This window comes from Streptomyces sp. NPDC059564 (assembly GCF_042735575.1).
Taxonomy (GTDB): domain Bacteria; phylum Actinomycetota; class Actinomycetes; order Streptomycetales; family Streptomycetaceae; genus Streptomyces.
The window spans coordinates 17,952-35,462 of sequence record NZ_JBHWBP010000052.1; the positions used below are offsets into that span (position 1 = coordinate 17,952).

Below are 17,511 nucleotides of genomic sequence, written 5' to 3' on the forward strand. Positions count from 1 at the left end.
CATCCAGGGCAGCGGAATGTCCGCGACCCTGGAAGGACGGAACGTCACCTATGAAGATGACCGCGCGCGGAAGCATTGCGGCGCTCATGACCTGTATGGCCGCGGCGGGTGCGGCCACCCCGGCCGTGGCCGACTCGGTTCCGGTGGGAGTGCCGCTGGAGGCGGTGGAGACCACGCTGGGCGTGCCCGTCCCGCACGTCGCCACCGCGGTTCCGGTGCCGGTCGTCGGAGCCCCCGAGGCGCCCCGCCACCACAAGGGCGACATGCTCCCGACCCCACTGCTCCCGGTGGTCCCCATCGCCACCGACCTCGGCGCCACCAAGCTCACCTCCCCGGTGCCCAACCTCCTGGGCGCTCCCGAGACGGACGGCGAGGGTTCCCTGGAGTCCCCGGACACCACCCTGGTCACCCGGAGCCCCGGCGCGGTCGTCGGTTCCCCGCTGACGATGCCGGACGGCAGCAACTTCGGGCTCCCGAACCTGACCACGCCCAAACTGGGCCTGATCGCCCCGGATGTGGTCGGCACTCCGACGGCACTTCTCGGCCTGCGCTGAGCCCGCGGAGCCGACGGCAGGTCAAAAAGCCGTTCGGTCTGGGAACGTGTAGGGCATGGGATTCCATGTCGACTCCGAGACCGGGCGGCTTCGCCGCGTCATCCTCCACCGGCCCGACCTCGAGCTGAAGCGGCTGACACCGAGCAACAAGGACGCCCTGCTCTTCGACGACGTGCTGTGGGTGCGCCGGGCCCGTCAGGAACACGACGGGTTCGCGGACGTGCTCCGCGACCGGGGGGTCGCCGTCCACCTCTTCGGGGACCTGCTGGAGGAGTCCCTCGACATCCCCGAGGCGAGACACCTCGTACTGGACCGGGTCTTCGACGAGAAGGAGTACGGACCCCTCGCCACCGACCACCTGCGGTCGGTCTTCGACGGGCTGTCCTCGGCCGACCTCGCGGAGGCGCTGGTCGGCGGCATGACCAAGCGGGAGTTCCTGGAGCGGCACGCCGAGCCGGTGTCGGTGCGCTTCCACGCGCTGGACATGGACGGCTTCCTGCTGGGGCCGCTGCCCAACCACCTCTTCACCCGCGACACCTCCGCCTGGATCTACGACGGGGTGTCGATCAACGCGATGCGCTGGCCGGCCCGGCAGCGCGAGACCGTGCACTTCGAGGCGATCTACAAGCACCACCCGCTCTTCACCGGCTCCGGCGCCTTCCACTACTGGTCGCAGGGGCAGGTGGACTACCCCTCCACCATCGAGGGCGGGGACGTGCTGGTCATCGGCAACGGCGCCGTGCTGATCGGGATGAGCGAGCGGACCACCCCGCAGGCGGTGGAGATGCTCGCGCGGGGCCTGTTCGCGGCGGGCTCGGCGACGGCCATCGTGGCGCTGGACATGCCCAAACGGCGCGCCTTCATGCACCTCGACACGGTGATGACCATGGTCGACGCGGACACCTTCACCCAGTACGCGGGCCTCGGCATGCTGCGCTCCTACACGATCCGGCCCGGCGAGCGGCCCGGCGAGCTCCGGGTGAGCGACCACCCGGCGGACCACATGCACCGGGCGATCGCGGCCGCGCTCGGGATGGAGCGGATCCGGGTGCTGACGGCCACGCAGGACGTGCACTCGGCGGAGCGCGAACAGTGGGACGACGGCTGCAACGTGCTGGCGGTCGAGCCGGGGGTGGTCGTCGCGTACGAGCGGAACGTCACCACCAACACCCACCTGCGCAAGGAGGGCATCGAGGTCATCGAGATCCCGGGCAGCGAGCTGGGACGGGGGCGGGGCGGACCGCGGTGCATGAGCTGCCCGGTGGAGCGGGACGCGGTGTGACGGGCCGGGGTGTGACGCACCGGGGTCCCGTGTGACATGCGGGCAGGCTGTATATCAATGCAGAGGATCGTATAGACTTCCAGTATCCCCTGTCAGCGTCCCCTGTCAGCACCCCTCTGGAGTGTCCCCCATGGCCACCGACCTCTTCGGCCGCAGTTTCCTCAAGGAGCTCGACTTCACCGCCGCCGAGTTCCGCGGCCTCGTCGAGCTCGCCGCCGAACTCAAGGCGGCGAAGAAGGCCGGGACCGAGCAGCGCCGCCTCCAGGGGAAGAACATCGCGCTGATCTTCGAGAAGACCTCGACGCGCACCCGCTGCGCCTTCGAGGTCGCCGCCGCCGACCAGGGCGCCCACACGGTCTACCTCGACCCCGCCGGATCCCAGATGGGCCACAAGGAATCCGTCCGGGACACGGCCCGCGTGCTGGGCCGGATGTTCGACGGCATCGAGTACCGGGGCGACAGCCAGGAAGCGGTCGAGGAGCTCGCCGCGCACGCCGGTGTCCCCGTCTTCAACGGTCTCACCGACGACTGGCACCCCACCCAGATGCTGGCCGACGTGCTCACCATGACCGAGCACAGCACCAAGCCGCTGGACGACCTCGCCTTCGCCTACCTCGGCGACGCCCGCTTCAACATGGGCAACTCCTATCTCGTCACCGGCGCCCTGCTCGGCATGGACGTACGGATCGTCGCGCCCGAGTCCTACTGGCCGGCCGAAGCCGTCGTGGCGCGGGCCCGGGAGCTGGCCGCCGTCAGCGGGGCGCGGATCACCCTGACCGAGGAGGTCGCGGAGGGCGTCGCGCAGGCCGACTTCGTGGCCACGGACGTCTGGGTCTCGATGGGGGAGCCCAAGGAGGTCTGGGACGAGCGGATCACCGCCCTGGCCCCGTACGCCGTCACCATGGACGTGCTGCGTGCGACCGGGAACCCGGACGTGAAGTTCATGCACTGCCTGCCCGCCTATCACGACCTGGGCACCAAGGTGGCCCGCGAGGTCCACGAGCGGCACGGGCTGGACTCGCTGGAGGTCACGGACGAGGTGTTCGAGTCGGCGCACTCCGTCGTCTTCGACGAGGCCGAGAACCGGCTGCACACCATCAAGGCCGTCCTCGTGGCGCTGATGGCGAAACCGTAAGCGGCCTCGGGTTCCGCCGCGGTGCGCTCGCGCGGCCGCGCCGTCAGACGGTGGCGGCGCGGGCCGGCAGGGTGAACCAGACGGCCTTGCCGTGCTCGGTGCGCCGGTGGCCGCAGGCGGAGCTCAGGGCGCGGATCAGCAGCAGGCCGCGGCCGTGCTCCTGCCAGGGGTCCGGGTGGGTGTCGTCGGGGCGGGCGACGAGATCGCCGGGCGGATGCGGGTCCCCGTCGTGCACCTCGACCTGGCAGCCGTTCGCCAGCAGCTCCACGACCAGCTCGATCGGAGCGCCCCCGGCGGTGTGCTCGACGGCGTTGGCGACCAGCTCGGCGGTCAGCAGCTCGGCGGTGTCGCTGTCGGCGCAGGGCTCGACGTCCGTGAGGGCGGTACGGACCAGGGCGCGGGCGATGGGCACGGCGGCGGTCGTGTGGGGGAGGGCGATCCGCCAGGCGGAGGCGTCGGGCAAGGGGGTCCGTCCGTTCCGGGGGTCGTGGCGGAGGGGTGCGTGCGGGTGCGATCCGGGGTGTTTCCGGTGCGTTCCGGTGCGTTCTGGTGAAGCGGAGGGGAAATCCCGCTTTCAACGATACGAAGTGGAATTCCGGCTCCGTAGGGCACCCCGGCGGAATGGCGGCGCGAGCGGATCGGACTCCCCCTGTTGTCGCGCTTCCGTGACGGTGGTCACCAGACGGTGATACCGTCGTTTCCGTGAGCCCCTTCACCGGTTCCACCCCATCGACAGGACAGTGGCGCCACCTGCGGGTGACCCGGCAGGACGGCGTGGCCACCGTCACCCTCGACCGCCCCGAGAAGCTGAACGCGCTCACCTTCGGCGCCTACGCCGACCTGCGCGACCTGCTCGCCGAACTGTCCCGCGAACGTTCCGTACGCGCCCTCGTGCTCGCCGGCGAGGGCCGGGGCTTCTGCTCCGGCGGGGACGTGGACGAGATCATCGGCGCCACCCTCGCCATGGACACGGCCCAGCTCCTCGACTTCAACCGGATGACCGGGCAGGTGGTCCGGGCCGTCCGCGAATGCCCCTTCCCGGTGATCGCCGCCGTGCACGGGGTGGCCGCCGGCGCCGGGGCGGTGCTCGCCCTCGCCGCCGACTTCCGGATCGCCGACCCCACCGCCCGCTTCGCCTTCCTCTTCACCCGGGTCGGCCTCTCCGGCGGGGACATGGGCGCCGCCTACCTGCTGCCCCGGGTCGTCGGCCTCGGCCACGCCACCCGGCTGCTGATGCTCGGAGAACCCGTACACGCGGCGGAGGCGGAGCGGATCGGCCTGCTCAGCGAGCTCGTCGACGAGGGCAAGGCCGACACCCGGGCCGCCGAACTCGCCGCCCGCCTCGCCGCCGGACCCGCCCTCGCCCACGCCCAGACCAAGGCCCTGCTGACGGCGGAGCTCGACATGCCGCTGGCCGCCTCGGTCGAACTCGACGCCAACACCCAGGCGCTGCTGATGCACGGCGAGGACTACGCGGAGTTCCACGCGGCCTTCACCGGGAAGCGGCCGCCGCAGTGGAAGGGCAGGTAGCGCCATGCGGGTCGCCGTCGCGGGCGGGGGACCGGGGGGACTGTACGCCGCCACACTGCTGGCACGGCAGGGACACCAGGTAGAGGTCTGGGAGCGCAACGCCGCGGACGACACCTTCGGGTTCGGCGTCGTGCTCTCCGACGAGACCCTGGGCGGCATCGAACGCGCCGACACCGTCGTCCACGCCGCCCTCGGCGCCGAGTTCGTGCGCTGGGACGACGTGGAGGTCGTCCACCGGGGCCGGCTGCTCACCTCCGGCGGCCACGGTTTCGCCGCACTCGGCCGGCGCAGGCTGCTGGAGATCCTGCACGAGCGCTGCACGAGCCTCGGGGTCCGCCTCCGCTTCCGCTCCACGGCGCCCGACGCGTGGGAACTGGCGAAGACGTACGACCTGGTGGTGGCCGCGGACGGGGTGCACAGCGCGACCCGGGAGAGCGGTGCCGCCCACTTCCGCCCCACCGTCACCGAGGGCCGCTGCCGGTACGTCTGGCTGGCCGCCGACTTCGCCTTCGACGCCTTCCGCTTCGAGATCGCGGAGACCGAGCACGGGGTGATGCAGCTGCACGCCTATCCGTACTCCGCCGACTCCTCGACCGTGATCGTCGAGATGCGGGAGGAGGTGTGGCGGGCCTCCGGCCTCGACCTGTGCGACGAGGAAGAGTCCGCCTCGCGGTGCGCCAAGATCTTCGCCGAGGCGCTGCGCGGACGGCCGCTGCGCGGGAACCGCTCCGCCTGGACCCGCTTCCGCACCGTCGTCAACGGGCGCTGGTCGCACGGGAACGTGGTCCTGCTCGGCGACGCCGCGCACACGGCCCACTTCTCCATCGGCTCCGGCACCAAACTCGCCGTCGAGGACGCGCTCGCGCTCGCCGAGGCCCTGTCCGAGGTGTCGCCGGCCGGGCTGGCCGACGCCCTGGCGGCGTACGAGACGGCGCGGCGGCCCGCCGTGGCCAGCACCCAGCGGGCGGCCGCGGCCAGCATGCGGTGGTTCGAGGAGATCGAGGGCTACGTCGGCCAGCCCGCCCGGCAGTTCGCCTTCAACCTGCTGACCCGCAGCCGGCGCGTGACGCACGAGAACCTGCGGCTGCGCGACGCCCGCTTCACGCGGGCGGTGGAGCGGGACTTCGGGTGCGGGGAGGAGGGCGACGCGGTCGGTGGGCATGTCGGCGGGGCGGTCGGTGGGGCGGGCAGCGGGGCGGTCGGTGGGGCGGGCAGCGGGGAGGTCGGTGGGGCGGCCGGTGGGGCGGGCGGTTCGGGAACCCCGCCGATGTTCACGCCGTTCACCCTGCGGGGCCTGACCCTGCGCAACCGGGTGGTCGTCGCACCCATGGACATGTACTCGGCACAGGACGGGGTGCCGGGCGACTTCCACCTGGTGCACCTGGGCCAGCGTGCCCTGGGCGGGGCCGGGCTGGTCATGACGGAGATGGTGTGCGTCAGCCCCGAAGGCCGGATCACCCCGGGCTGCGCGGGCCTGTGGACGGCGGAGCAGACGGCCGCCTGGAAGCGGATCGCCGACTTCGTCCACACCTCCGCGCCCGGCACCGCCCTCGGCGTGCAGCTCGGGCACGCGGGGCGCAAGGGTTCGACGCGGGTCATGTGGGAGGGCATGGACGAGCCGCTGCCCGAGGGCAACTGGCCGCTGGTCGCCGCCTCCGCACTGCCCTACAAACCCGGCGTGTCCGCCGTTCCGCGCGCCCTGACCACCGCCGACCTCGCCGCGATCCGCTCCGACTTCGCGGCGGCCGCCGCACGGGCGGCGCAGAGCGGGTTCGACCTCCTCGAACTGCACTGCGCGCACGGCTACCTGCTGTCCGGGTTCCTGTCCCCGCTCACCAACCACCGCGACGACGCCTACGGCGGCCCCCTGGAGAACCGGCTGCGCTTCCCGCTGGAGGTCTTCGACGCGGTCCGTGCGGTCTGGCCCGAGGAGCGCCCGATGACGGTCCGGATCTCGGCCGCCGACTGGGCGCCCGGCGGCACCACGCCCGAGGACGCGCAGGGCATCGCCGCCGCCTTCGCCGCCCACGGCGCGGACGCCGTCCACGTGTCCACGGGGCAGGTCGTGGCCGACGAGGACCCGGAGTTCGGGCGTTCCTACCAGACCCCCTACGCCGACCGGATCCGCAACGCGCTGGGCGTCCCCGTCATCGCCGTCGGCGCCATCTCCTCCTGGGACGACGTCAACTCCCTGCTGCTGGCCGGGCGCGCCGACCTGTGCGCGGTCGGCCGTCCGCACCTGTACGACCCGCACTGGACCCTGCACGCGGCGGCCGACCAGGGGTACGAGGGCCCGGGCGCGCAGTGGCCCGCTCCGTACCGGGCGGGCAGCCGCAGGCCGCCGGCCGGGAAGGGGTAGTCAGAGCGCCTCCAGGCGGACCCGGTCTTCGACCGGGGCGTAGCCGAGGCGCTGGTAGACGTCGTTGCTGGTGGGGTTCGCGAGGTCGGTGAACAGCAGCACCTCGCGTGCGCCGGTCGCGTACGCGGCTCCGCTCGCCGCGTGCGTGACCCCGGCGGCGTAGCCGCGGCCCCGGGCGGCGGGTGGGGTGTAGACGGGGCCGACGCGGCAGGCGCCGCCGAGGGGGCGGGAGAACCCGGCCAGGGACACCGGGCGGCCCGCGTCCTCCCAGAGCAGGATGCCGCCGTACGAGAGCCGGTCGCGCAGGGCGGCTTCGGAGGCACGTCCGGGCTGCTCCGTCTCCCGGTTGAACGCCTCGGTCCAGTTCAGCAGCAGGGGCAGGTCCGCCTCGGCCGCGAGCCGGACGCGCCCGGACGGGGCCGGGTCCGGGGCGGTCAGGGCGCCGAGCCGGTAGAGCCGGGTCTCCTCCACCACCCGGGCCGGCCTGCCCCAGGCGGCGGCCAGCGCGCGGGCGTCCGCGCGGCGGGCGTTGACCGCGGTGACCGGCGCGAGCAGGGGCTCGGTGGCGAGGTGCCGGCCGAGGGCCCGGACGGCCTCGGGGGGCAGGGTGCCGAGCAGCAGCGGGAACGGCGGGGTGCGCAGCAGGGCCCCGGCGACGGCCGCGTCGGGGCCGGTCCACCAGCCGAAGACGGGGTCGGCGGAGCCGCGGGCGTGGGGGCCGCGCCGCTCCAGGGAGTCGGTGACGGTCAGCAGGAGGGTGTTGGCCACGGGCCGCGCCGCCACCGCCGGGCGTGCGAGGGCCAGATAGGCCGCCAGATCGGTTCCGAAGGTCCACGTCATGCTCCATCGTGGCGGGCGCCGGGACACGGACGCACCCGGATTTCCGGGCGCCTGGCTCGGGTGGGGAGCCCTTCGGCCGGGGCCCTCCTCGTGCCGGGTGCCGTCTTCCCCGGGTCGCGCCGCCGTCTCCCCCGCGTGGGGGAGACGGTCCCCTCGCGTGGGGGAGGCCGGGGCCTCGTGGCGCTGGGACCTTGGGTATGCGGGGATTTCCGCACACGGGTCAGCCCCCGAGGGGGCCGGCAGGAGGAGGAACCATGAACGTTCACACCGCACCCGCGAAGCCGCGGCGTCTCGCGACGGTGGGCGGCGGCGTCCGGGGGCTACGCCTCCACGAAGCGGGCGCCCGCGTCGCGCAGCCGGGCGTGCAGTTCGGCGAAGACCGCCGCGGCCCGGTCGCCCGGCCAGTCCGCCGGGAGCAGCTCGCGGGGCAGTCCGGGATCCGCGTAGGGCAGCCGCCGCCAGGTGTCCAGGGCCGCCAGGTAGGTGCGGTAGGCGGCCTCCGGCGCCGGCTCGGGGCCCGACTGGAGGGCGCGCAGGGCCGGCTCGTGCAGGTCCAGGAACTCCTCGTGCTGCTTGGCCAGCGCCGCCAGGTCCCACCAGCGGGCCACGGCCTCGGCGGTGGGCGCGAAGCCGAGGTGGGCGCCGCGGAAGAGCTCCACGTACGCCGTCAGGTGCAGCCGCTCCAGGGTGTGCCCGGTCTCGCGGGCCAGCTGGGCCGGGGCGATCCACACCCCCGGGGCCACCGATCCGAAACCCAGCCGGGCGAGCCGGGAGCGCAGCAGGTGCCGCTTGTGCCGCTCCTGCTCCGGGACGGAGAAGACCGCGACCAGCCATTCCTCCGAGACCTGCGGGGCGCCGTAGATCCGCCGGTCCCCGTCCTCCAGCAGCTGCCGGGCTTCCTCGGAGAGGTCGTAGGCCGCCGCGCCGTCGGCCGCCTTCGCGGGCACCAGGAAGCCCCGCCGTTTCAGCCGGGACACCGAGGAGCGGACGGAGGGCGCGTCGACACCGGCCGCGCCCAGCAGGCGGACCAGGGCGGACACCGGTACGGGTCCCTCGAAGGACCTTCCGTAGGCGCCGTAGAACGTGACGATCAGGGATCGCGGAGTGTGCTGCTCGACCACGGGTTCACTCTAGATCGCGCAGCCGGAAGCGCTGAAGTTTTCCGGTCGCCGTCCGGGGCAGCGCGGGCAGGAAGACGAAGGAGCGCGGGCACTTGTGCGGGGCCAGCTCCTCCCGCATGTGGGTGCGCAGGGCGTCCTCGGTCAGCACCGCCCCGTCCCGGGCGACGGTGTAGGCGACCACGATCTGGCCCCGGCGTTCGTCGGGGAGGCCGACCACCGCCGCTTCCACGACGTCCGGATGGCGCAGCAGGGCCTCCTCCACCTCCGGGCCCGCGATGTTGTAGCCGGAGGAGATGATCATGTCGTCGGCGCGGGCGACGTAGCGGAAGTAGCCGTCGGGGTCGCGGACGTAGGTGTCGCCGGTCAGGTTCCAGCCGTCCCGGACGTACTCGCTCTGGCGGGGGTCGGCCAGGTAGCGGCAGCCGACCGGGCCGCGCACGGCCAGCAGCCCCGGCTCGTTGTCCGCCACGGGCCGCCCCGCCGGGTCCACCACCCGGGCCTCCCAGCCGGGTACCACCCGGCCGGTGGTACCGGGGCGGATGTCCTCGTCGGCGGCGGAGATGAAGATGTGCAGCAGTTCGGTGGCCCCGATGCCGTTGATGATCCGCAGTCCGGTGCGGTCGTGCCAGGCCTGCCAGGTGGCGGCGGGCAGGTTCTCGCCGGCCGAGACGCAGCGGCGCAGTGCGGACAGGTCGTAGGCGCCCGTGTCGTAGGGGCCGAGGGTGTCGAGCATCGACCGGTACGCGGTGGGCGCCGTGAACAGGACGGTGACCCGGTGCGCGGCGAGCGCGGGCAGCAGCGCGCGGGGGGCGGCCTGTTCCAGCAGCAGCGCCGAGGCTCCGGCCCGCAGCGGGAAGACGACGAGGCCGCCGAGTCCGAAGGTGAATCCGAGCGGGGGGCTGCCGGCGAACACGTCGTCGGGGCGGGGCCGCAGGACGCGGCGGGAGAAGGTGTCGGCGATGGCGAGGAGGTCACGGTGGAAGTGCATGCAGCCCTTGGGGCGGCCGGTGGTGCCGGAGGTGAAGGCGATCAGCGCCACGTCGTCGGCGGAGGTCTCCACGGCGGGATAGGGCGCCGGGTGGGCCCCGGCCAGCCGCAGCAGGTCGTCGGGGCCCTCCCCGCCGTAGGTGGTGATCCGCAGCCCGGGCACCTCCGCCTTGACCAGGTCGTCCAGCGCGTCCGTGTGGCAGACGGCGTGCCGCACCTGGGCCATGGAGCACACCGTCGCCAGCTCCTGGGCCCGCTGCTGGGCCAGCACGGTGACGGCCACGGCGCCCGCTTTCATCACCGCCAGCCAGCAGGCGGCGAGCCACGGCCCGGTCGGTCCGCGCAGCAGCACCCGGTTGCCGGGGACGACGCCGAGGTCGGCGGTGAGGGTGTGGGCGAGGGAGTCGACGCGCTCGCGCAGCTCCCCGTACGACCACACCTCGCCCGAGCCGCCGCGGAAGGCGGGGCGGTCGGGCCCGAACCGGTCGATGGTGGCGTCGAGGAGCTCGGCGCCGCAGTTCAGCCGGTCCGGATAGGCCAGTTCGGGCAGCTCGAAGAGGAGTTCCGGCCAGGCGTCGGCAGGCGGCAGGTGATCGCGGGCAAAGGTGTCGGTATGAGCGGAAGGCTTGAGCTCCAAGGCGGGTTCGCCCCCTTGCAACGTCCGGAAGAGGTGGAGCCGGCCGTGCGGTGCCTCTCCCGGCTCACCACCGGGAGGTGCTCCTAGAGCGTATCGTGATGGTGACGACAGTCAACAGGACGCGATAGGACTGGGGCATTCGGATGGCCGGATTCGCGCTCGGGGTGGAAGAAGAGGAATGGTGCGGGCAGTTGCGCGCCCTGTCGGAGCAGCGGCTGAAGCCGCTCGCCGAGAAGGGTGAGCCCGGCCGGGTGAACCGGCCGCTGCTGGTGGCGCTCGGAGAACTGGGACTGCTGGAGCGGGTGTTCACCTCCGGCGCGATGGAGCTGTGCCTGCTGCGGGAGTCCCTCGCCTACGGTTGCACGGAGGCGGAGACGGCGCTGGCCCTGCAGGGGCTGGGAGCGCACCCGGTGCTGCGCTCGGGCAGCGACGCCCAGCGAGAGCGGTGGCTGCCGGGGGTGCGGGAGGGCCGGCTGGTGGCGGCGTTCGCGCTCAGCGAGCCCGGCGCGGGCTCGGACGCGGCGGCCCTGGCGCTGGAGGCGGCCCCGGACGGGGCGGGCTGGCGGCTCGGTGGGCAGAAGTGCTGGATCTCCAACGCCCCCGAAGCCGATTTCTACACCGTGTTCGCCCGGACGGGTGAGGCGGCGGGCGCGCGGGGGATCACCGCGTTCCTGGTCCCGGCCGACCGGCCGGGGCTGAGCGGCGAGGCCCTCGACATGCTCTCGCCGCATCCGATCGGCTCGCTCTCCTTCGACGGGGTGCCGGTCGGCCGCGAGGACGTCCTGGGGGAGCCCGGGCAGGGGTTCCGGGTGGCGATGGAGACCCTGAACCTGTTCCGGCCGAGCGTGGGCGCCTTCGCCGTCGGCATGGCGCGCGCGGCGCTGGACGCGACGCTGGCCCACACGGCGGGCCGGACCGCCTTCGGCGGGGTGCTGGCCGACCTCCAGGCCGTCGCGCACCGGGTCGCGGAGATGGCCACCCGCACCGAGGCCGCCCGGCTGCTGGTGTACGCGGCGGCGGGCGCGTACGACGCCGGTTCCCCGGACGTCCCCCGGCGGGCGGCGATGGCCAAGCTCCTCGCCACGGAGACGGCCCAGTACGTCGTGGACCACGCCGTCCAGCTGCACGGGGCGGCCGCGCTGCGCCGCGGACACCTGCTGGAGCACCTGTACCGGGAGGTGCGGGCGCCGAGGATCTACGAAGGGGCGAGCGAGGTGCAGCGCACCATCATCGCGAAGGAGCTCTACCGGGCGGCGGGAGCGGGGGCGGTGGCGCGATGAGCCTGGAGCGGATCAACCCCGGGGAGCTGTCCCCGGCGACGGGCTTCTCGCACGCCGTCACCGCGACCGGGGGCCGGCTGGTGTTCCTGGCGGGCCAGACCGCGCTGGACGGCGCCGGGAAGGTCGTGGGGGACACCCTGCCGGAACAGTTCGAGCGGGCCCTCGCCAACCTGCTGACGGCCCTCGCGGCGGCGGGCGGCACCCCGGCCGACCTGGCGCGGATGACGGTGTACGCGGTGGACGTGGAGGCGTACCGCGAGCACGCCGCCGAGCTGGGCCGCGTCTGGCGCCGGCTCGCGGGGCGCGAGTATCCGGCGATGGCGGTGGTCGGCGTGGTCCGCCTCTGGGACACGCGGGCCCAGCTCGAACTGGACGGCATCGCGGTGCTCCCGTAGCCCGGCGGGCCCTCCTTCCCCCGGTCACGGGGCCGGGGGAAGGAGGGCCCGGGGTCAGGCGCCCGCGGAGTCCAGGAGGGTGCCCATCCACTCCTCCACACCGGCGACGGTCCGCGGCAGGGCGCCCGACATGAGCCGCGCGCCGTCGGCGGTGATGACCAGGTCGTCCTCGATGCGCACGCTCACCCCGCGCAGCTCCGCCGGGAGCGTCTCGTCGTCCGGCTGGAGGTAGAGGCCCGGCTCGACGGTGAGGACCTGGCCCTCCTCCAGGACCCCCTCCAGGTACGTCTCGGCCCGCGCCTTCGCGCAGTCGTGCACGTCCAGCCCCAGCATGTGCCCGCTGCTGCACAGCGAGTACCGCCGGTGCAGGTCGCCCTCCGCGTTCTTGAGGACCCCCCATTCCGCGAGGCCCTCGGCGATGACCCGCATCCCGGCCCGGTGGAAGTCCCCGAAGCTCGCCCCGGGCCGCAGCGCGGCGATGCCCGCGTCCTGCGCGGCCAGCACCAGTTCGTACACCTGCCGCTGCACGGGCGAGAACCGCCCCGACAGCGGGAGGGTGCGCGTGATGTCAGCCGTGTAGAGGGTGTCCGTCTCCACGCCCGCGTCCAGGAGCAGCAGTTCGTCCCGGTTCAGCCGGCCGTCGTTGTGGATCCAGTGCAGGATGCCGGCGTGGGCGCCGGAGGCGGCGATCGTGTTGTAGCCGGTCCCGTTGCCCTCCGCCCGGGCGCGCAGCCCGAAGACCCCCTCGATCCAGCGTTCCCCGCGCGGGTGCGCCAGCGCCTGCGGCAGGGCCCGTACGACGTCCTCGAACCCGGCCGCCGTGTGGTCCACGGCCAGTTGGAGCTGGTCGACCTCCCACGCGTCCTTGACCAGCCGCAACTCGGAGAGCGCCGCGGCGAGTTCGGGGTCCGTGGCGGCATGGCGCGCGGGCGGCTCGCCGAGGGTGTCCAGGTGCGCGCAGCGGATCCCCGTGAGCCGCTCCGCCTCCGCCAGGTCGGGGCGGCGGCCCACCCAGAACTCCCCGTAGCGGCGGTCGCGGAAGAACTCCTGGTTCCCGTTCGCGCGCGAGGAGCGCGGCCTCAGGTACAGCACGGCCTCGTGCCCGTGCGGTCCGGACGGCTCCAGCACCAGGACGTGACCCGCCTGGTCCTCGCCCGTCAGTCCGGTCAGCCAGGCGTACGCGCTGTGCGGCCGGAAGCGGAAGTCGGCGTCGTTGGAGCGGACCGCCAGCTCGCCGGCCGGGACCAGCAGCCGCTCGCCCGGGAAGCGCGCCGAGAGCCGGGCGCGGCGGGCCGGGGTGACGGCGTACGAGGGGACGCGCGCGGCGGCGGGGAGCGGGGAGGCGGCCCAGTTCCCCGCCATGAAGCGGGACAACTCTGCTGATACCGGCAGGTCGTGACTGCCGATGTTGAGGCGGGAGGAGGTGTCGGTCACGGAGGCTCCCTCAAGAAGAACTGAACTGGTGGGCGCACAGGTCTTGCCAGTGCAATTTCACATTACTATGTTACAGCTCACACCGCGGCACGTTAATCCCCGTCAAACGCCGTGTGACGCAGGGCAGTTCACGCACCACCTCCCCCACCTCCCTCCCAACAGGAGCATCCGGTGTCCCAGCACAGAGCTGTGCGTACGTCTCTCCTCTCCGCCGCCGTGGCGGTCACCCTCCTCGCCACCGCCGGCCAGGCCGTGACCCAGGCCGCCGAGCGGGGCACCCCCAGCGCCGCGACGGGCGCCTCCGCACCCGGCACCTTCGCCGCCGGAGCCACCGGCGCGACGGGCGCCGCCGCACCGAACCCCTTCGACGAGGTCGACCGCCTCGCCGAAGCCAAGCCGCTCGTCCCGGCGCCCGCCCCGGCCCCCGGCGGCACGGCCGTCACCGACGGCAAGGTGCCCGGAGCCGCCCCGGCCGCCTCCGCGCCCGACTCCTCCGCCACCGCCGAACGCGCCGAGAAGAGCCGCAAGCCGGCCTCCGCCCAGGCCGCGCCCGTCGCCCGCAGCGTCGCCGCGGGCGTCCCCTGCACCCTCGACGGGATCACCGGCCTCGGCCCGGAGCAGTTCGCCGACTTCCTCGCCGACCAGGCCGTCACCGCCGACGGCTGCCTGCGCGGACTCATCTGGACCTGGGACGCCCGCCTCGCGCCGGTCATGTCCGACGCCCACGTCCAGGCCGTCTCCCGCCGGATATCCAGCCTGGCCGCCGCCCACGACGGCCGTAACTCCTCCCACCTGGAGGAGATGTTCACCTACCTCCACGCGGTCGCCTACCACGACTACTCGCGCGACGAGATAGACGTCACCGACGCCCCCACCGTCGACGCCATGCGCCGGGCCATCGCCGACTTCGGGGGCGCCGCCCGCACCTTCGACGCGACCCCCGCCAACGCCCGCACCCTGCGCGAGGCCCTCTACGCCGCCAGCGCCCCGGGCCTGCGCCAGCACCAGCTCGGCCTCATCAAAAAGGTCCTGGCCACCCTGGACCCGGCCCACCCGGCCACGAACCTCGACGCCGGCTGGGCGGGCGCCGCGCTCGCCGCGCTGTCCGTCAACTACCTGGGCGTCTACCCGGGCAACCAGGACGCCGCCTTCCACACGGCCGTCGCGGGCGACGCCGCCTACCGCGCCACCTTCAAGGCCTTCGCCGGCTACACCCACCTCAAGGGCACCGGCAACGCCTGGGTGGTCCGCGACGCGATCAGCGAGTACGCCCGCTTCGGCCAGGTCGACGGGCTGAAGGCCCAGGTCGTCGCCGACCTCGGCGCCATGCTGGAGCAGGTCAAGTCCGGCTTCGGCAACGGCAGCGAGCCGTGGGCCAAGGTCGTCTCCTGGCTGAACTTCTACGAGGCCTGCAAGCCGTACGGGGTGTGCAAGGAGGACATCGAGAAGCAGCTCTTCCCGTACACCTACACCTACGACAACGGCGGCATCAAGGTCCGCACCGCCCTCGACCGGGCCACCGTCGACCAGCTCTACTACGCGAGCAAGCAGGTCAAGACGCAGTTCCACCGCGTCCTGGGCACCGACCAGCCGCTGGCCGGCGACCCCAACACCACGCTCAACATCGTGCTCTACGCCTCCCGCGCCGACTACGAGAACTACCACCCCATCCTCACCGGCTACGGCACCAACAACGGCGGCATCTACATCGAGAACGGCGCCACCTTCTACACCTACCAGCGCCGCGTCCCGCAGGACTCCTCCCTCACCCTCGAAGAGCTCTTCCGCCACGAGTACACGCACTACCTCAACGGCCGCTTCGCCGTCCCCGGCTTCTTCGGCGAAGGCCCCTGGTACGAGGGCGACCGCACCACCGCCATGGACGAGGGCACCGCCGAGTTCTTCGACGGCGCCACCCGCGACAACGGCATCGCCGTCCGCAAGTCCCTGGTCCGGGGCATCATCGGCGACACCTCCGGCGGCGGCCCCCGGATGAGCGTCCAGCAGCTGCTCAACGCCACGTACGACGGCGACGGGTTCCGCTTCTACAACTACGCGGGCACGTTCTTCGAGTTCCTGTGGACCGAGAAGCCCAGCCTGCTGCGCGAGATGTACGGCTACCTGCGGGCCAACGACGTGGCGGGCTACGACGCCTGGCGCAACCGGATGGGCTCCGACTCCTACCTCCAGCGCGACTACAACCGCTTCCTGGACGCGCAGATCGCCAAGGTGGACCAGCTCTACGTCCCGAACACCACCTTCACGGCCAACGACCAGCTGCGCGACTCCGCGCTCGGGTCGGTCAAGTCCGCCTTCGCGACGGCCACCTACAACACCCCGGACTGCGTGGAGAACGGCGACCCCGGCAAGCGCCGCTTCACCTGTACGGGCCGGATCACCGCGAACCTGAAGGACTGGCGCAGCGGCGACCAGAACTTCAAGGACATGTCCGAGACGGTCGACTACTTCATCCTCGACCGGGCGGGCGCGGCCTCCAACAACCTCGCCGACATGAACTGCTCCTTCGGCGCGGTGGAGATCTGGTCGAACAAGGTGGCGGGCACCTCCTCCTACAGCTGTGAGGGCCCCCTGCGCAGCTGACCACCGCCGGGCCGGTCCTGAATTCCCGCGGGGGGCAGGACCGGCCCGGGACACCCTCTAAAGAATGTGACATATTACTCCCGTGTCCCAGACCCACTCCCCGGACGTCGTGATCATCGGCGCCGGTGTCGTCGGCGCAGCGTGCGCCTACTACTTGAGCCGCTCCGGACTCTCCGTGGCGGTGGTCGACCGCGGCTCCGTCGCGGGCGGCACGACCGGCGCCGGGGAGGGCAACCTGCTCGTCTCCGACAAGGAGGCCGGCCCGGAACTCGGCCTCGCCCTCCTGTCGGCCCGCCTCTGGCAGGGCCTGGCCGCCGTCCTCCCCGGGGAGACCGAGTACGAGCCCAAGGGCGGCCTGGTCGTCGCCCCGGACGAGACCACCCTCAAAGCCCTGCGCACCTTCGCGGAGGGCCAACGCGCCGCGGGTGTCATCTCCACGGAAGTAGGGCCCGAGGCCTTGCACGACCTGGAACCACACCTGGCCCGGGGCCAGGCAGGGGGCTTCCACTACCCCCAGGACGCCCAGGTCCAGCCGGCCCAGGCGGCGGCCCGCCTGCTGGCCGCGTCCGGCGCCGAGCGGTACCTCGGCGAGGAGGTCACCGAGGTGCTTCTGCAGGGCGGCCGGGCCGTGGGCGTCCGCACACCCCGCCGCACCCTCCACGCCCCGGCGGTGGTCAACGCGGCGGGCACCTGGGGCGGCCACATCGCCACCCTCGCCGGGACCACCCTGCCCGTACTGCCCCGCCGCGGCTTCGTCCTCGTCACCGAACCCCTGCCCCGGGTGGTCCGCCACAAGGTCTACGCCGCCGACTACATCGCCGACGTTGCCAGCGACTCCGCCGCCCTGCAGTCCTCGGCCGTCGTGGAGGGCACCCCGGCGGGCCCCGTCCTGATCGGCGCGACCCGCGAACGCGTCGGCTTCGACCGGAGCCTGTCCACCGAGGCCCTGCGCCGCCTCGCCCTCCAGGCGGCGGCCCTGTTCCCCGTACTGGCCGACGTACGGGTCCTGCGCACCTACCACGGCTTCCGCCCCTACCTCCCCGACCACCTCCCGGCGATCGGCCCCGACCCCCGCGTCCCCGGCCTCCTCCACGCCTGCGGCCACGAGGGCGCCGGCATCGGCCTGGCCCCGGCCACGGGCACGCTGATCACGGAGTTCCTCACCGGAGCCGAACCCACCCTGGACCCGGACCCGTTCCGTCCGGACCGCTTCGAGGAGCCGGAGGCCGGGGGCGGGGACGGGGTGGGGTGTCGTCCGGGATGTAAAACGTGATGTGTTGGCGTGCGGTGCCGCCCGCACACTCTGATCCGGATCGGGCGCCATACATCATGCCTATCCCGGACGGCACCCCACCC

14 protein-coding genes are annotated in these 17,511 nt (G+C 73.3%); 9 read left to right on the top strand and 5 right to left on the bottom strand.

Annotated elements, in window-relative coordinates:
• The first annotated feature begins 86 nt into the window (after positions 1-86).
• From ACFV0Q_RS12570 to argF, 3 genes are all read left to right on the top strand, one after another.
• The gene (locus tag ACFV0Q_RS12570; RefSeq protein ID WP_385004343.1) at positions 87-554 is read left to right on the top strand and encodes a hypothetical protein; all 468 of its coding nucleotides are present in this window, start codon (positions 87-89) and stop codon (positions 552-554) included.
• Positions 555-609: 55 nt separating this feature from the next.
• Complete coding sequence (locus ACFV0Q_RS12575; protein WP_385004345.1) at positions 610-1,836, top strand: arginine deiminase; 1,227 nt, start codon at positions 610-612, stop codon at positions 1,834-1,836.
• A 130-nt stretch (positions 1,837-1,966) separates the two neighbouring features.
• Positions 1,967-2,971 (top strand): ornithine carbamoyltransferase, encoded by a 1,005-nt coding sequence (gene argF, locus ACFV0Q_RS12580; RefSeq protein WP_385004347.1) that lies wholly within the window; start codon positions 1,967-1,969, stop codon positions 2,969-2,971.
• Positions 2,972-3,014: 43 nt separating this feature from the next.
• Here argF and ACFV0Q_RS12585 read toward each other — a convergent pair whose 3' ends face one another.
• Positions 3,015-3,434, bottom strand: coding sequence for an ATP-binding protein (locus ACFV0Q_RS12585; RefSeq protein WP_385004349.1), 420 nt, complete (start codon positions 3,432-3,434; stop codon positions 3,015-3,017).
• Positions 3,435-3,673: 239 nt separating this feature from the next.
• Here ACFV0Q_RS12585 and ACFV0Q_RS12590 point away from each other — a divergent pair, with 239 nt between their 5' ends.
• Both ACFV0Q_RS12590 and ACFV0Q_RS12595 read left to right on the top strand, forming a co-directional pair.
• Entirely contained in the window at positions 3,674-4,501 is an 828-nt protein-coding gene (locus ACFV0Q_RS12590; protein WP_385004351.1) for an enoyl-CoA hydratase family protein, read from the top strand.
• Positions 4,502-4,505: 4 nt separating this feature from the next.
• Positions 4,506-6,860, top strand: a complete 2,355-nt coding sequence (locus tag ACFV0Q_RS12595; RefSeq protein ID WP_385004353.1) for a bifunctional salicylyl-CoA 5-hydroxylase/oxidoreductase — start codon at positions 4,506-4,508, stop codon at positions 6,858-6,860.
• Here ACFV0Q_RS12595 and ACFV0Q_RS12600 read toward each other — a convergent pair whose 3' ends face one another.
• The 3 genes from ACFV0Q_RS12600 to ACFV0Q_RS12610 form a co-directional block, all read right to left on the bottom strand.
• Entirely contained in the window at positions 6,861-7,700 is an 840-nt protein-coding gene (locus ACFV0Q_RS12600) for a GNAT family N-acetyltransferase (protein WP_385004355.1), read from the bottom strand.
• A 320-nt stretch (positions 7,701-8,020) separates the two neighbouring features.
• Positions 8,021-8,821 (bottom strand): PaaX family transcriptional regulator C-terminal domain-containing protein, encoded by an 801-nt coding sequence (locus tag ACFV0Q_RS12605; protein ID WP_385004357.1) that lies wholly within the window; start codon positions 8,819-8,821, stop codon positions 8,021-8,023.
• 4 nt (positions 8,822-8,825) lie between these two features.
• On the bottom strand, positions 8,826-10,445 hold the full coding sequence (locus tag ACFV0Q_RS12610; RefSeq protein ID WP_385004359.1) for an AMP-binding protein: 1,620 nt from the start codon (positions 10,443-10,445) through the stop codon (positions 8,826-8,828).
• A 143-nt stretch (positions 10,446-10,588) separates the two neighbouring features.
• Here ACFV0Q_RS12610 and ACFV0Q_RS12615 point away from each other — a divergent pair, with 143 nt between their 5' ends.
• Complete coding sequence (locus tag ACFV0Q_RS12615; protein WP_385004361.1) at positions 10,589-11,725, top strand: acyl-CoA dehydrogenase family protein; 1,137 nt, start codon at positions 10,589-10,591, stop codon at positions 11,723-11,725.
• A complete protein-coding gene (locus tag ACFV0Q_RS12620) occupies positions 11,722-12,120 on the top strand; it encodes a RidA family protein (RefSeq protein ID WP_385004363.1) in 399 nt (132 codons plus the stop codon). Before ACFV0Q_RS12615 ends, ACFV0Q_RS12620 begins: the two co-directional genes overlap by 4 nt.
• A 54-nt stretch (positions 12,121-12,174) precedes the next feature.
• On the opposite strand, the gene ACFV0Q_RS12625 is transcribed toward ACFV0Q_RS12620, so the two are convergent.
• The gene (locus tag ACFV0Q_RS12625) at positions 12,175-13,554 is read right to left on the bottom strand and encodes an aminopeptidase P family protein (RefSeq protein ID WP_385004365.1); all 1,380 of its coding nucleotides are present in this window, start codon (positions 13,552-13,554) and stop codon (positions 12,175-12,177) included.
• A gap of 171 nt (positions 13,555-13,725) precedes the next feature.
• On the opposite strand from ACFV0Q_RS12625, the gene ACFV0Q_RS12630 reads away from it, so the two are divergent.
• Positions 13,726-16,155 carry a collagenase gene (locus tag ACFV0Q_RS12630; RefSeq protein WP_385004367.1) on the top strand — a complete coding sequence of 810 codons (2,430 nt, stop codon included), beginning with the start codon at positions 13,726-13,728 and terminating at the stop codon, positions 16,153-16,155.
• 82 nt (positions 16,156-16,237) lie between these two features.
• Positions 16,238-17,428, top strand: coding sequence for an NAD(P)/FAD-dependent oxidoreductase (locus ACFV0Q_RS12635; RefSeq protein WP_385004369.1), 1,191 nt, complete (start codon positions 16,238-16,240; stop codon positions 17,426-17,428).
• The last annotated feature ends 83 nt before the right edge of the window (positions 17,429-17,511 follow it).

Coding starts and splice junctions, on each gene's coding strand:
- ACFV0Q_RS12570 (WP_385004343.1), top strand. CDS start 87: ATGACCTGTATGGCCGCGGCGGGTGCGGCCACCCCGGCCGTGGCCGAC.
- ACFV0Q_RS12575 (WP_385004345.1), top strand. CDS start 610: ATGGGATTCCATGTCGACTCCGAGACCGGGCGGCTTCGCCGCGTCATC.
- argF (WP_385004347.1), top strand. CDS start 1,967: ATGGCCACCGACCTCTTCGGCCGCAGTTTCCTCAAGGAGCTCGACTTC.
- ACFV0Q_RS12595 (WP_385004353.1), top strand. CDS start 4,506: ATGCGGGTCGCCGTCGCGGGCGGGGGACCGGGGGGACTGTACGCCGCC.
- ACFV0Q_RS12600 (WP_385004355.1), bottom strand. CDS start 7,700: ATGACGTGGACCTTCGGAACCGATCTGGCGGCCTATCTGGCCCTCGCA.
- ACFV0Q_RS12615 (WP_385004361.1), top strand. CDS start 10,589: ATGGCCGGATTCGCGCTCGGGGTGGAAGAAGAGGAATGGTGCGGGCAG.
- ACFV0Q_RS12620 (WP_385004363.1), top strand. CDS start 11,722: ATGAGCCTGGAGCGGATCAACCCCGGGGAGCTGTCCCCGGCGACGGGC.